13 protein-coding genes are annotated in these 13,587 nt (G+C 46.1%); 12 read left to right on the top strand and 1 reads right to left on the bottom strand.

Annotation, left to right across the window (positions count from 1 at the left end):
* Nucleotides 1–16 precede the first annotated feature (16 nt).
* Nucleotides 17–241: a hypothetical protein gene (locus MKX80_RS10580; RefSeq protein ID WP_154998974.1), complete on the bottom strand. Its 225-nt coding sequence runs from the start codon at nt 239–241 to the stop codon at nt 17–19.
* 92 nt (nt 242–333) lie between these two features.
* Here MKX80_RS10580 and MKX80_RS10575 point away from each other — a divergent pair, with 92 nt between their 5' ends.
* From MKX80_RS10575 to MKX80_RS10520, 12 genes are all read left to right on the top strand, one after another.
* Nucleotides 334–564, top strand: coding sequence for an excisionase family DNA-binding protein (locus tag MKX80_RS10575; protein WP_268343261.1), 231 nt, complete (start codon nt 334–336; stop codon nt 562–564).
* A gap of 399 nt (nt 565–963) precedes the next feature.
* Nucleotides 964–1,398, top strand: a complete 435-nt coding sequence (locus MKX80_RS10570; protein WP_043929066.1) for a DUF1641 domain-containing protein — start codon at nt 964–966, stop codon at nt 1,396–1,398.
* Nucleotides 1,399–1,434: 36 nt separating this feature from the next.
* Nucleotides 1,435–2,613, top strand: coding sequence for an NAD(P)/FAD-dependent oxidoreductase (locus MKX80_RS10565; RefSeq protein ID WP_065643150.1), 1,179 nt, complete (start codon nt 1,435–1,437; stop codon nt 2,611–2,613).
* A 187-nt stretch (nt 2,614–2,800) separates the two neighbouring features.
* The gene (locus tag MKX80_RS10560) at nt 2,801–3,406 is read left to right on the top strand and encodes a TetR/AcrR family transcriptional regulator (RefSeq protein ID WP_182070578.1); all 606 of its coding nucleotides are present in this window, start codon (nt 2,801–2,803) and stop codon (nt 3,404–3,406) included.
* Complete coding sequence (locus tag MKX80_RS10555) at nt 3,399–4,253, top strand: ABC transporter ATP-binding protein (protein ID WP_268343262.1); 855 nt, start codon at nt 3,399–3,401, stop codon at nt 4,251–4,253. Before MKX80_RS10560 ends, MKX80_RS10555 begins: the two co-directional genes overlap by 8 nt.
* A complete protein-coding gene (locus MKX80_RS10550; protein ID WP_186807236.1) occupies nt 4,250–4,960 on the top strand; it encodes an ABC transporter permease in 711 nt (236 codons plus the stop codon). The genes MKX80_RS10555 and MKX80_RS10550 overlap by 4 nt, the downstream gene beginning before the upstream one ends.
* Nucleotides 4,957–5,673 (top strand): ABC transporter permease, encoded by a 717-nt coding sequence (locus tag MKX80_RS10545; RefSeq protein WP_268299539.1) that lies wholly within the window; start codon nt 4,957–4,959, stop codon nt 5,671–5,673. Before MKX80_RS10550 ends, MKX80_RS10545 begins: the two co-directional genes overlap by 4 nt.
* Nucleotides 5,674–5,735: 62 nt before the next feature.
* Complete coding sequence (dacB, locus tag MKX80_RS10540; RefSeq protein ID WP_268343263.1) at nt 5,736–7,205, top strand: D-alanyl-D-alanine carboxypeptidase/D-alanyl-D-alanine-endopeptidase; 1,470 nt, start codon at nt 5,736–5,738, stop codon at nt 7,203–7,205.
* Between the two features lie 134 nt (nt 7,206–7,339).
* Nucleotides 7,340–8,839 carry a glycosyltransferase family 4 protein gene (locus tag MKX80_RS10535; RefSeq protein WP_268343264.1) on the top strand — a complete coding sequence of 500 codons (1,500 nt, stop codon included), beginning with the start codon at nt 7,340–7,342 and terminating at the stop codon, nt 8,837–8,839.
* Nucleotides 8,840–9,116: 277 nt separating this feature from the next.
* Nucleotides 9,117–11,342, top strand: a complete 2,226-nt coding sequence (pflB, locus tag MKX80_RS10530) for a formate C-acetyltransferase (protein ID WP_268343265.1) — start codon at nt 9,117–9,119, stop codon at nt 11,340–11,342.
* 61 nt (nt 11,343–11,403) lie between these two features.
* Entirely contained in the window at nt 11,404–12,162 is a 759-nt protein-coding gene (gene pflA / locus MKX80_RS10525) for a pyruvate formate-lyase-activating protein (RefSeq protein WP_154998957.1), read from the top strand.
* A gap of 155 nt (nt 12,163–12,317) precedes the next feature.
* A complete protein-coding gene (locus MKX80_RS10520) occupies nt 12,318–13,520 on the top strand; it encodes an oligoribonuclease (protein ID WP_154998955.1) in 1,203 nt (400 codons plus the stop codon).
* The last annotated feature ends 67 nt before the right edge of the window (nt 13,521–13,587 follow it).

The raw sequence follows: 13,587 nt of genomic DNA, 5'->3' as shown, positions 1-13,587 counted from the left end.
TTCGATTGATCAAAACTCACATTCTGACGATGACCGAACCGCCGCCGGCCGTGCAGACGCGATTCTGCTGCTCTTCAATCGAACGCAGCAGCTGATTGTTGCTTTCCATGAGCTTGATTAGCAATTCCATTTGATCTTCGAGATTTTTCAGCCTTTGATTCATCTGCTGCGAAGATTGACCGGTATGCATTTGCGGGGCTGAAGGCGGATAAAACGTTTCAGAGTTCCATTTTGAATACATAGAATAGGCCTCCATCATCTAAACTGATATATCTTATCGTATGATCCTAAAAACGCAACGTTCGCCTAAATCAAAACGAGAGGAAGCAAAACATGTACTTGACGATAAAGGAAACCGCAGAATATTTAACGATTTCAGAAGCATATGTTGAACAGCTTGTCAGAGAAAAGAAAATCCGCACCGTCTTTGACGGACAGCAGCATTTAATTAACAAAGAGCAATTCAATACGCATATGGAACAGATGGAAAAGTATAAAGCGTGGGCGGAATCCGTTCTGAACGAACCCATCCCCGAAGATCCGGATGTCAAAGATGAAGATTAACCAGAGGTAGCGATAACTTTATTATGTAAACTAAATGCGATTCTATGAAATGTTCGCACGACTCTATCATGACGTGTGAACGGGGCGTTTCGTAAAAAAAGACACAATATAGGAAATGAAAGGGATGAAAGAAGCCCTATATATAAAGTTTTCTATGATTTTATTTCATTTCCGAAACAATCACGTTCATTTTTTGTTCAAAAAGTGTTATCATTTAGTAGTAAAAAATACAGCGTGTTTTGAGATTGCGGGTTTTCGGGAATTCCAGACTGAAAACAGCAAAACAAACACAAAGGGGAGAACCTTTTTGCGGACTAGTTTGTGCATAAATTCACAAACTATAGAAAAAGGGCTTCCTTCAAAAAACAGCACATCGCTTATTGAAAAGGAGAATTGGTTATGCCGGAAACAATCGATCAAACAGCTGATCAAACAAACGAATCTGTAAGCCAAAGCCAACGCGATCTTATCGATCAACTGCTAAAACCTGAAGTACAGGAGTCTTTGACTACTTTAGTCGACCAGCTTCCAAAGCTGACAGAACTGGTCAACATTTTGACAAAGTCTTACGATTTCGCACAATCTGTTGCAACTGATGAAGTATTAAAAAATGATACGGTCGGTGCCATTACAGAAATTCTTGAGCCTGTCAAAGATACGGCAAAAGAAATCGCGGCTACCGCCATTGAAGCAAAAGACCGCGCTGACGAAAGCAATGAAGTCATCGGACTTTTCGGTTTGCTGAAAATGCTTAAAGATCCGCAGGCCCAAAAGCTGTTCCGCTTTGTTCAAAGCTACCTGCAAATCATGTCAGAACGCGAAAAACAAAAATAATCACTATACATTCAGAATAAGGACGGAGGATTCACGATGTCAAAACATATCGTCATTTTAGGCGCTGGTTACGGCGGATTACTGTCTGCTTTAACAGTTCGCAAACACTACACAAAAGAAGAAGCAAAAGTCACAGTGGTTAACCAATACCCGACACACCAAATCATCACAGAATTGCATCGCCTTGCTGCGGGCAACGTGTCAGAACAGGCAGTTGCGATGCCGCTTGCAAAGCTTTTCAAAGGAAAAGACATCGATCTTAAAATCGCCAAAGTCAACTCTTTCTCAGTTGATAAAAAAGAAGTCGCTCTTTCTGACGGCTCTACCCTAACGTATGACGCGCTTGTCGTCGGTCTTGGTTCTGTTACTGCTTACTTCGGCATTCCGGGACTTGCAGAAAACAGCATGGTGCTTAAATCAGCAAACGATGCAAACAAAATCTTCAAGCATGTTGAAGAGCGCGTGCGCGAATATGCTAAAACGAAAAACGAAGCTGATGCTACAATCTTAATCGGCGGCGGCGGACTCACAGGCGTCGAGCTTGTCGGTGAACTTGCCGATATCATGCCGAACCTTGCGAGAAGCTACGGTGTCGATCCGAAAGAAATCAAGCTGAAGCTTGTTGAAGCCGGTCCGAAAATCCTGCCGGTTCTTCCAGATGAGCTGATCGAACGTGCGACAAAGAGCCTTGAAAAACGCGGCGTTGAATTCTTGACAGGACTGCCTGTCACAAATGTAGAAGGAAACGTTGTTGATTTAAAAGACGGGCAAAAAATCGTCACAAATACATTTGTCTGGACCGGCGGTGTTCAAGGCAATCCGCTTATCGGCGAATCAGGTCTTGAAGTCAACCGCGGACGCGCAACTGTAAATGACTTCCTTCAATCTACATCACATGAAGACGTATTTGTTGCAGGAGACAGCGCCGTTGTCTTCGGTCCGGATGGCCGTCCGTACCCTCCGACAGCTCAAATCGCATGGCAAATGGGCGAGCTGATCGGCTACAACCTGTATGCATACTTAGAAAACAAATCAATGGAAACGTTCAGCCCTGTCAACTCAGGTACGCTTGCAAGCCTTGGCCGCAAAGACGCAGTTGCCGTAATCGGCGCGAACAGCACATCTCTTAAAGGCCTGCCTGCTTCATTGATGAAAGAAGCGAGCAACGTCCGCTACCTGAGCCATATTAAAGGTCTGTTCAGCCTGGCTTATTAATGGAAAATGAAGCGCTACTTATAGTTTAAACTATAAGTGGTGCTTTTTTTTGCTTTAAATTTGACGGGCAAATGAAAATATTGTGGTAAATTTGAACCAAAATACATTGACAACAGGGAAGTCGTAGCTCATTATATGAATATAAAATAAAATTATTCATATATTTATGAATGGAGGAGAGATGTCTATGCCGAAATTTACCGAAAAAGAAAAGGAAGCAATCCGTTCAGCATTAGTGCAAAGCGGAAGAAAGCTTTTTGCGCAACTTGGATTGAAGAAAACGAGCGTCGGTGAATTAACAGCGTCGGCAGGGATTGCCCAAGGCTCATTTTATACATTTTTCGATTCGAAAGAGGAGCTTTATTTTGAGATTTTGCAGCAGGAAGAACAAAAGATCCGCTCTCAGCTTGAAGCCTCATTTTCTGAAAGCGGGAAAACATTTGGACAGTTTTTGCGTGAAGCACTGGCGGTGATGGAACATAACCCGTACATTCGCCAAGTTTATGATGAAAACTTAATGGAGACGCTCTTCCGCAAACTCCCCGAAGAAAAGCTGCAGGCGCATTTCGCCAGCGACGAAGATTTTTTCAAGCCTTTAATTGAAATGGGTCAGGAAAAAGGCTGGCTTGTCAGAAAAAAACCGGAGACGATCATCAGCGTGATTCGCGCCGTTGTTCTTTTATCCTTTCAAAAAACAAACATTGGGGAAGACCGCTACGAAGAAACGATGGATTTGCTTATCGAATTGATCGGACAGGGGCTTTCGGCCAAGGAGGATGCAGCTCATGATTGAAGTCAGCGGGCTTCGCTTCACATATCCCGGACAAAAAACGCCTGTATTGAAAGGGATCAATTTTTCGATTCAAAAGGGGGAAATTTTTGGGTTTCTCGGGCCGTCCGGCGCCGGAAAAAGCACGATTCAAAAAATATTAATCGGTATTTTAAAGCAATATGAAGGCCGGGTCTCTGTGATGGGAAAAGAACTGAACCAAGCCGGCAGCTCCTTTTATGAGAAAATCGGCGTCGCCTTTGAATTTCCGAATTTTTATCAACGATTGACTGCACTGGAAAATTTAAGTTTATTCCGTTCCTTGTATGCATCTGAAACCGAGGAGCCGGAAGCGCTGCTCGCTTTAACGGGTCTTGAAGATTACGGCCGGACAAAAGTATCCGCTTACTCAAAAGGCATGAAAATGAGGCTGAATTTTTCGAGAGCCCTGATCAATCAGCCTGATCTTTTATTTCTAGACGAACCGACCTCAGGGCTCGATCCCGTTCATGCCAAAAAATTAAAACAGCTCATCCTGAACAAAAAGGCGGAGGGGAAGACGATCCTGATCACGACGCACCACATGCAAACAGCTGAAGAAATCTGCGACCGCGTTGCTTTCATCGTTGACGGCAAGGTGGCTTTGATTGATTCTCCACGCGCTTTGAAAGTGCAAAAAGGAAAAAAGCATGTAAAAGTGGAGTACCGCAGTCATGGACAGTTGGAAACCGCTCAATTCGACCTTGATCAAATCGGCAGCAGCCCGGAATTTTTGAACTTGATTAAGGAGCACCCTGTGGAAACAATCCATTCCCAAGAAGCGTCGCTTGAAGACATATTTATCGAGGTGACGGGGAGGCGTTTAAGTTGAGGATCTTATCAGCGATTTCCCACGATATCAAACTTCAGTTCAAACACGGTTTTTATTATGCCTATTTGCTGATCAGCACGGTGTATATCGCGGTATTGCAGTTTCTTCCGGTTGAATACAGGGAGGCGGCCAACATTGCCTTGACATTTACAGATCCGAGCGTTCTGGGGTTTTTCTTCATCGGGGGCCTTGTTTTACTGGAGAAAGGGCAAAATATCCATGACAGCCTGTTTGTCACGCCGCTAAGTGCAAGTGAGTATATTCTTTCCAAAACAGCGTCCTTGTCCGTTTTGTCTCTCGGATCGAGCATTTTCATCCACAGCAGCGTATTTGGCTTTGGAACACATTCCGGTTTGTTCGCTTGCGGCGTGCTTTTCACTTCATTTTTCTTCACGATGATCGGCTTAGGTTTGGCGGTGCGGTGCGAAACCTTAAACGGATTTTTCTTTTTGTCTTCTTTGAGCACCTTTGTGTTCGTTCTGCCTCTGTTTGAAGCAGCGGGCATTTGGAGCAACCCGCTGTTTTACGCTCTCCCGTCAAAGGCCTCATTAATGCTGTTAGGTTCGGCGTTTACCGGTCTTCAGCAGCGGGATCTCATCTACGCGATTTCCATCCTCTTGTTATGGAACGGAGCCGCGTATTTGTGGGCGAGGCATTCACTCCAAACATTCATCACTTTAAAGCTTGGCGGAGGTGATTCACGATGATGAAAATCATTCAGCTGATACGCGGGGATATGAAACAGATCAGGCGTGATTCAATGCTCGCTTTTTACGGGCTGGCGCCTTTTCTGCTCATCATCGTAACTACAGCAGTCGTTCCTTTGTCAGCGGAATTGACGGAATTCAATATCATCCCATACCGTCATTTGATCATGAGCCTTGCCATGCTTTTCATCCCCCTGATTCTCGGTGTCATGTCGGGGTTCATCCTGCTTGACGAGCGCGACGAAAATATGATTCAGTATTTTGCCGTGACGCCCATGTCGAAGCGCGGATATGTCATGGTCCGTCTCATCCTGCCGATGGCGCTCACTTTATGCTACAGCACTTTGTTGTTTGCGTCCGGCGGTTTAATGGCGCCTGGTGCTGCGCACCTTTTGTTCGTCCTGATCATGGTCATGCTTGAAGCCCCGATTTATACGCTGCTTTTGGCCGCCTATGCTTCGAACAAAGTGGAAGGGCTTGCTTTAATGAAAGGATTCAGCCTGCTTACTCTCATGCCGGCCGCGGTTTATTTTATTCCTTTGCCGTGGCAGCTTTTCGGCGTTTTCACGCCAACTTATTGGACAGCGAAAACGTACTTGGCGGGAACTTCTCATGAAGGGTTTGTTCTCGTTTTCGGGATCATCGGAGTTGTGCTACACATGATGATACTGCTATTTTTATACCGCAGGTTTTTGGTGAAAACCGACCAATAGGAGTATAACCCGCCGCGCTTTGCAATAAAGTATTAAAACATAAGCGGGAGGCGGGATATCCGATGAAGAAAAATATGAAGCTTTGCCTGTGTATGATGATGATCTTTGTATTGACTTTGGCCGGCAGCATGGACGGCTTAGCCGTCGAGGAAAAAGGCGGGCTCAAAGAGCAAATCGATCAGCTGTTAAAGACCGAACCTGATTTAAAAGGAGCACTCGCAGGCATCAGCGTCAGGTCTGCGAAAAGCGGAAAAATGATATACGGCCATATGGGCGATACACGGATGAGGCCGGCGTCCAATCTGAAGCTTTTAACGGCAGCAGCTGCCTTTTCCGTCCTGGGCGAAGACTATACCTTTCCTACAGAGGTGTTGGCAAACGGCGCGCGAGCCGGCAGCACACTCAAAGGCAGCCTTTATATAAAAGGAAAAGGCGATCCGACGCTTTTGACAGCGGACTTTCAGCAAATGGCCGAAGCACTCCGAAAACAAGGGATCACAGTTATCAAGGGAGACTTGGTCGGTGACGATTCCTGGTACGATGAGATCCGCTACTCTCCAGACCTTTCCTGGACCGATGAAGACGCATACTACGGAGCGCAGATCTCAGCTTTAACGGCTTCGCCAAATGAAGACTATGATGCCGGAACGGTCATAATCGACGTGAATCCTGACGGCATAGCCGGAAAAAAACCAGCTGTATCACTCACCCCGCAAACAAACCATGTCAAAATCGAAAACGATGCCAAGACCGTTGCTGCAGACGGAAAAAAAGATATTACGATTAAAAGGGAACACGGCGGAAATACGATCCAAATCAAAGGGACGATTCCACAAGGCGCTTCAAGGGTCAGACAATGGGTTGCGGTTTGGGAACCGTCAGAATATGCAATGGATTTATTTAAACAGGCTCTACATCAACAAGGCATTCGAATCATAGGAAAGACTAAAACCGGCAAAGCGCCAAAAAAAGCGCGCCGCATCACCGCACATCAATCCATGCCGCTGTCAGAGCTGATGATTCCCTTTATGAAGCTCAGCAACAACGGCCATGGCGAAACACTGCTCAAGGAAATGGGAAAGGCCGTGAGACGTGAAGGAAGCTGGGATCAAGGTCTGGAAGTGTTAAATACAGAACTGCAGGGATTTGGAATGGACACAGAAAAAATCGTTCTTAGAGACGGCTCAGGAATCTCGCATATCAATTTGATTTCTGCCGACCAGATCACAAAGCTATTGTATTCCGTTCAAGACGAGAAATGGTTTCCGTCGTTTGCCCGTTCACTCCCGGTTGCAGGGGAAAGCGACAGAATGGTCGGCGGCACATTAAGAAACCGGCTGAAAGACCCGGCTTTAAAAGGCAAAGTCAGGGCGAAAACAGGTTCACTTTCAACCGTCAGTTCATTGTCGGGCTATGTTGATACTGCAAGCGGAAAGACATTGATTTTCTCCATTCTCCTCAATCAGCTCGTGGATGATGAGAAAGGAAAGGATATTGAAGACAAAATCGTTCAAATATTAGCTTCTTCATGACATCTCCCATTGCGACAGGCAATGGGTTTTCTTATTGATAAGGCTTCCATTCACTGCGTACTTTTTTCAGCTTTGGCCATATAATGCTAAGAGATTCATTTTCTATAAGTTTAACAGCAGGCAGGGGGAAATATATGAACATTTTGCTGGCTTATTATCGATACTCTCCACATACAAACGGCCCGTCTACCTATATTGATATACTTCGAAAAAGCTTGGAAGGAAAAGGGCATTCTGTCGATTTAATGTCGCACGATACCCGGTGGCTCAACATTCAGGTCGCTGATCAGCAGCCAGCCGATAAACACCGGTTAAAAAATGAGCTGATATACCGTCTTCAAACGGCTTACACCGCAAAATATCCCCTGTGGATATATTGGCGTGAAATAGAGCGCTACAGTTTGGAACAAGCTGTTAAACAGTTTGATCTAGAAAAGTATGACTTGATCCACTGCCACGATTTTATGACGGCAAGAGCACTGGCCCGTTCCAAACCTCAGCACACGCCTTTAATCGTTTCCCTCCATAACTTTAAATATCACGAAGCAAAGATTACCGGGGAATATGGCGAGAAAAGCGGCCAGGAACAACAATATATGAAAATCGAAGAATGTTTGGGCGCAATGTCTGGAGACGTTGTGGCCGTTCCGTGCGAATGGCTGAAACACGAGCTGACTCAAATTGGTGTGACGCCTTCGAACATCCGAGTCATCCCGTATGGAATTGTAAAAGCACCCTTTATCGAAAAGAAAAGTCATCTCCCAAAAAGCCGTCGGCATCAAGGAAAAAAGATCATTCTCTGTCCGGCGCGGCTCGTGCCGGTGAAAGGACACCGCTACTTGATCGAAGCGCTTTATAAACTGCGGTTCGAAAGGGATGATTTTCACTGCCTTCTCGCAGGCGAGGGTCCGGAGCTCGAAACTTTGCAAAGCCTGTCCGAAAAGCTTGGTATCGCGTCGGCGGTCTCTTTTCTCGGAAAGCGAAAAGATATGCCCCGCTTAATGAAAATTAGTGATGTCATTGTTTTGCCGTCGCTTCACGATACATTTCCGCTCGTCATCCTGGAAGGGCAGTTCTCCGCAAAACCTGTTCTGGCGGCAAGCGTAGGCGGGATAAAAGAAATCATTGACGACGGTGCGGACGGATTGCTTGTTCCTCCGGCAGACAGCGAAGCGCTTGCTGAAAAGCTGAGCCTGCTGCTCGACGATGACAGAACCCGGCAAAAATTGGGCCGCCAAGCGTTTCAAAAAGCTATGAAACTTTGGGATATCAGCGTTCACATGAGGTCGATCGAAAACCTGTATCAAACATTTGAAACACAAAAACGCGGAGAGCGAACCCGCAAAAATCATCGAAAAGAACAGGGACTGGACCTGGAAATCCTCGATCAAATCGGTGAAAGGAAAACGTCAGAAGCGGAGTACACGATAGCCGGGGAAATCCCTGAACACCTCAAAAGCCAACTTGAAAAAGAGGTACATTACATTCATGTTTATGATATGTCAGGCGTTTTGCTGCAGACAAAAGCGGTCGATTCGAAAGGGTGCTATGAATTTCACCAGCTCCCCCGAGGCCGCTACGTCTTGAAAAGCACCATCGAAGCATTCGGCAATCAGACCGTATCCATCGGCTGATGATAAATACTTTGTGAAAGCCGGCTATTTTGCCGGCTTTTTTATATAACAGTTTTCATTTTATTTGATTTTATTATAATACAGATTTAAATAAGAAAAATTGCTTCAAACAACATCCTATATTAGGAAAAACGCAATGTTCAAAGAACTTCCTTAAATTTGTTAACTATTTCACAAAATATGTGATATTTATCACATTCAAACCTGTTATATTCAACATAAGATATAAATGCAACAACTGTTATATCATTTCAACTTGAAAAAGAGGGGGATTTAAATGGAACAATGGAAAGGTTTCACCACAAACGTTTGGCAAAAAGAAGTCAATGTCCGCGATTTTATTCTCTCGAACTTTGAGCCATATCAAGGTGACGAATCGTTTCTCGAACCTCCGACGGAAGCTACATCGGCATTATGGGATCATGTAATGGATTTGACAAAAAAAGAGCGTGAAAACGGAGGCGTCCTTGATATGGATACAGAGATCGTCTCAACGATCACCTCGCACGGTCCCGGATATTTGGATAAAGGCTTGGAAAAAGTCGTCGGCGTTCAAACTGATGAGCCGTTTAAACGGTCGCTTCAGCCTTTCGGCGGCATTCGCATGGCAAAACAGGCATGTGAATCCTATGGTTTTGAACTGAATGACGAAGTGGAAAGGATCTTTACCGATTACCGCAAAACCCATAATCAAGGCGTGTTTGACGCGTATACGGACGAAATGAAGCTCGCCCGAAAAGTCGGAATCATTACCGGTCTGCCTGATGCTTACGGGCGCGGACGCATCATCGGTGATTACCGGAGAGTGGCACTTTACGGCGTGGATTTTTTGATCGATGAAAAGAAAAAAGATGCGGCCGGCGCCTCTCGGGTGATGTCTGAAGAAAACATCCGCCTTCGTGAAGAACTGTCAGAACAAATCCGAGCATTGGACGAACTTAAAGCGCTTGCAGCAAGCTATGGATTTGACATTTCCGAGCCTGCGGCAAATGCAAGAGAAGCATTTCAATGGCTGTATTTCGCCTATTTGGCTGCCATTAAAGAGCAAAACGGAGCAGCAATGAGCCTTGGCCGCGTATCCACGTTCCTTGATATTTACATCGAAAGAGATTTAAAAACGGGCGTATTAACAGAACGGGAAGCCCAAGAGCTTGTCGACCATTTCGTCATGAAGCTGCGCTTGGTCAAATTTGCGCGCACACCTGACTACAATGAACTGTTCAGCGGCGATCCGACATGGGTGACAGAATCAATCGGCGGAATGGCGCACGACGGACGCGCCCTAGTCACGAAAAATTCGTTCCGCTTCCTGCATACGCTTGACAATTTAGGTCCGGCGCCTGAACCAAATTTAACCGTTCTTTGGTCTGTCAGACTGCCGCAAAAGTTTAAAAACTACTGTGCCAAAATGTCGATTAAATCAAGCTCGATCCAGTACGAAAATGACGATATCATGCGTCCTGAATACGGAGATGACTACGGAATCGCCTGCTGTGTATCAGCAATGACAATCGGCAAACAAATGCAGTTCTTCGGAGCACGCGCCAACTTGGCGAAAGCGCTTCTTTATGCGATTAACGGCGGAAAAGACGAAAAGCATAAAATTCAAGTCGGTCCGGAAACGCCGCCGGTGGCTTCCGAAGTACTGGACTATGACGAGGTCATGCATAAATTCGATCAGACGATGGAATGGCTCGCAGGCTTGTACATCAATACGCTCAATGTCATTCACTACATGCATGATAAATATTGCTATGAAAGAATTGAAATGGCTCTGCACGACACGGAAATTTTGCGGACGATGGCCACCGGGATCGCCGGCTTGAGCGTTGTGGCCGATTCGTTAAGCGCTGTCAAATATGCCAAAGTCAACGTGATCCGCGATGAAAACGGCATTGCGGTCGATTTTGAAACAGAAGGCGATTTTCCTAAGTACGGAAATAATGATGACCGCGTCGACGCGATCGCCGTTGACATTGTCAAGCGCTTTATGAAAAAACTGCGCAAGCACCAGACATATCGTCAGTCCGTTCATACAATGTCAATTTTAACGATCACGTCAAACGTCGTTTACGGCAAGAAAACCGGAAATACGCCGGATGGACGCCGCGCGGGAGAACCGTTTGCTCCAGGCGCGAATCCGATGCACGGCCGCGATACTAAAGGGACGCTTGCATCGCTGTCTTCAGTGGCAAAGCTGCCTTACAGCTACGCGCTCGACGGCATATCCAACACCTTTTCCATCGTCCCGAAAGCGCTTGGCAAAGATGAAGAGAGCCGCGCCGCCAATTTATCAAGCATCCTTGACGGATATGCCGCAAAAACAGGGCATCACTTAAATGTTAACGTATTTAACAGGGAGACATTGCTCGACGCCATGGAACATCCAGAGGAATATCCGCAGTTAACGATTCGCGTCTCAGGCTATGCGGTCAACTTTATTAAGCTGACGAAAGAACAGCAGTTAGACGTCATCAGCCGAACCTTCCATGAATCGATGTAACGAGTAAAAAGCGGAGCGCGACCGAGGCGCTCCGCCTCCATAAAAAGAGGTGATCTTCATCATGGATGGAAATATTCATTCGATCGAAACATTCGGTACTGTCGACGGCCCAGGCATCAGATATGTCGTCTTCACACAAGGCTGCCTGATGCGCTGTCAATTTTGCCATAACGCTGATACTTGGGAAATCGGAACCGGAAAACAAATGACGGTTTCCGAAATCGTTCAGGATGTTCAGCACTATCTCCCGTTTATTCAATCATCAGGCGGAGGCATTACCGTGAGCGGAGGGGAGCCGCTTTTACAACTGCCATTTTTAATCGAGCTGTTCAAAGCATGCAAAAGCCTAGGCATTCACACGGCACTCGATTCGTCCGGCGGTTGCTATTCGGCTGCGCCGGCATTTCAAGAGCAGATCAAAGAGCTGATCCAGTATACAGACCTTGTTTTGCTTGATCTCAAGCATATCAACAGAAAAAAACATATCAACCTGACAGGAATGCCGAATGACCACATATTGGATTTTGCCCGGTTTCTCGCTGATCATCAAGTTCCCGTCTGGATCCGTCACGTACTGGTTCCGGGTATCTCCGATATCGATGACGATTTAACAGCCCTCGGCACGTTTATCGGCACGCTGGCAAACGTTCAGAAGGTGGAGGTTCTTCCTTATCACAAGCTCGGCGTCTACAAATGGGAAGCGCTCGGCCTGGATTATCCGTTAAATGGGGTTGAACCGCCAAGTGCCGACAGGGTCGAAAATGCATACAGACTGCTCACCGCACACTTGCAATGCGGAGCCTTGCTGCAAGAGACATAACCGCTTTTAACCGGACAGACTTTTTCTAACAAGAAGCTGTCCTTTTTGTCTTACCACACAACTGTATAAAAAATCCGCTTTTTTACAATAGTAAAATGAGAAAGATGCGCCTGCTGCGGCAGGCGGACAATAAAACAGCAAGGTGGGCGGGAAGCATGTATCATTTGTATTCTCACAACGACTTGGACGGAGTCGGCTGCGGAATCCTCGCAAAGGTGGCTTTTGGCGAACGGGTCGAGGTCCGCTACAATTCGGTCACCGGACTTGACATGCAAGTCGGACGTTTTTTGGAGCGGACAAAAGGCAAAGAAAAACAGCATGAAGGCCTGTTTATCACAGACTTGTCCGTTCATCAAGAAAATGAAGAAAGGCTGAACCAATATGCGGAAGCGGGCGGAAAGGTCAAACTCATCGACCACCATAAAACTGCGCTTCATTTGAATGAACGCCCTTGGGGCATGGTAAAAGTTCAATATGAGGACGGCAGGCTCGCTTCAGCGACTTCTCTTTTTTATGAATACTTAATAGACAACGGCCACATTCGAGAGACAAACGCGATGGATCAGTTCGTCGAACTCATACGCCTCTATGATACATGGGAATGGGAACAGACGGGCGCGCTCGAAGCGAAACGCCTGAATGACCTGTTTTTTATGGTATCAATCGACGAATTTGAGGAAAAAATGGTCCGGCGCCTTAAAGAAAGCGACGCGTTTTCATTTGACGAATTCGAAGAAAAAATCTTGGATATGGAAGAAGAAAAAATTGAACGGTATATTCGCAGGAAACGGCGGGAAATCGTTCAGACCTTCATCAATGCACACTGCGTCGGCATCGTGCATGCGGAATCCTATCATTCGGAGGTGGGGAACGAACTTGGGAAAACATATCCGCACCTTGACTATATCGCCATCTTAAATATGGGCGGCAAAAAAGTGAGCCTGCGCACCATCCATGATGAAACAGATGTATCAGAAATCGCCGGCACGTTCGGCGGAGGCGGCCATGCCAAAGCAGCGGGGTGCCCGCTGACAGATGAAGCGTTCAAGCTGTATGTAACTGAACCGTTTCCGCTGGAGCCCTTGAGAGCGGATGCCTTTAAAAATGTCTATAATATAAAAGAGTCCGACTACGGCAGCCTTTATATCAACAGGGATGAAGACCAGTTTTTTCTCTTTCCTGGCGAACACGGCTGGAACATTCAATTAAACGGCGTAACTCAGCATGAGACATTTACTTCATTCGAAGAGGCAGAGCGGTTTATTAAAAGGAATTACGCTGCATGGCTCGCAAGGGATGAAGCATTTGTCCAATATTTGATGCAGCAGGTGAAACAGGCGATACAGACGACAGGCTAAAGACAGCAACATGTCTTGGCCTGTTTTTTCATATACAAAAAAGAATAACCGGCATATAATAACAGAA

It is taken from the genome of Bacillus sp. FSL K6-0972, assembly GCF_037976035.1.
GTDB classification, from domain to species: domain Bacteria; phylum Bacillota; class Bacilli; order Bacillales; family Bacillaceae; genus Bacillus; species Bacillus haynesii.
Note: the sequence above shows the minus strand (reverse complement) of the source record. Positions and strands in the feature narration are given on the sequence as shown.

Excerpts from the sequence above, each read along its gene's own strand:
- MKX80_RS10580 (WP_154998974.1), bottom strand. The coding sequence starts at position 241 with ATGTATTCAAAATGGAACTCTGAAACGTTTTATCCGCCTTCAGCCCCG.
- MKX80_RS10575 (WP_268343261.1), top strand. The coding sequence starts at position 334 with ATGTACTTGACGATAAAGGAAACCGCAGAATATTTAACGATTTCAGAA.
- MKX80_RS10570 (WP_043929066.1), top strand. The coding sequence starts at position 964 with ATGCCGGAAACAATCGATCAAACAGCTGATCAAACAAACGAATCTGTA.
- MKX80_RS10565 (WP_065643150.1), top strand. The coding sequence starts at position 1,435 with ATGTCAAAACATATCGTCATTTTAGGCGCTGGTTACGGCGGATTACTG.
- MKX80_RS10560 (WP_182070578.1), top strand. The coding sequence starts at position 2,801 with ATGCCGAAATTTACCGAAAAAGAAAAGGAAGCAATCCGTTCAGCATTA.
- MKX80_RS10555 (WP_268343262.1), top strand. The coding sequence starts at position 3,399 with ATGATTGAAGTCAGCGGGCTTCGCTTCACATATCCCGGACAAAAAACG.
- MKX80_RS10545 (WP_268299539.1), top strand. The coding sequence starts at position 4,957 with ATGATGAAAATCATTCAGCTGATACGCGGGGATATGAAACAGATCAGG.
- dacB (WP_268343263.1), top strand. The coding sequence starts at position 5,736 with ATGAAGAAAAATATGAAGCTTTGCCTGTGTATGATGATGATCTTTGTA.
- MKX80_RS10535 (WP_268343264.1), top strand. The coding sequence starts at position 7,340 with ATGAACATTTTGCTGGCTTATTATCGATACTCTCCACATACAAACGGC.
- pflB (WP_268343265.1), top strand. The coding sequence starts at position 9,117 with ATGGAACAATGGAAAGGTTTCACCACAAACGTTTGGCAAAAAGAAGTC.
- pflA (WP_154998957.1), top strand. The coding sequence starts at position 11,404 with ATGGATGGAAATATTCATTCGATCGAAACATTCGGTACTGTCGACGGC.
- MKX80_RS10520 (WP_154998955.1), top strand. The coding sequence starts at position 12,318 with ATGTATCATTTGTATTCTCACAACGACTTGGACGGAGTCGGCTGCGGA.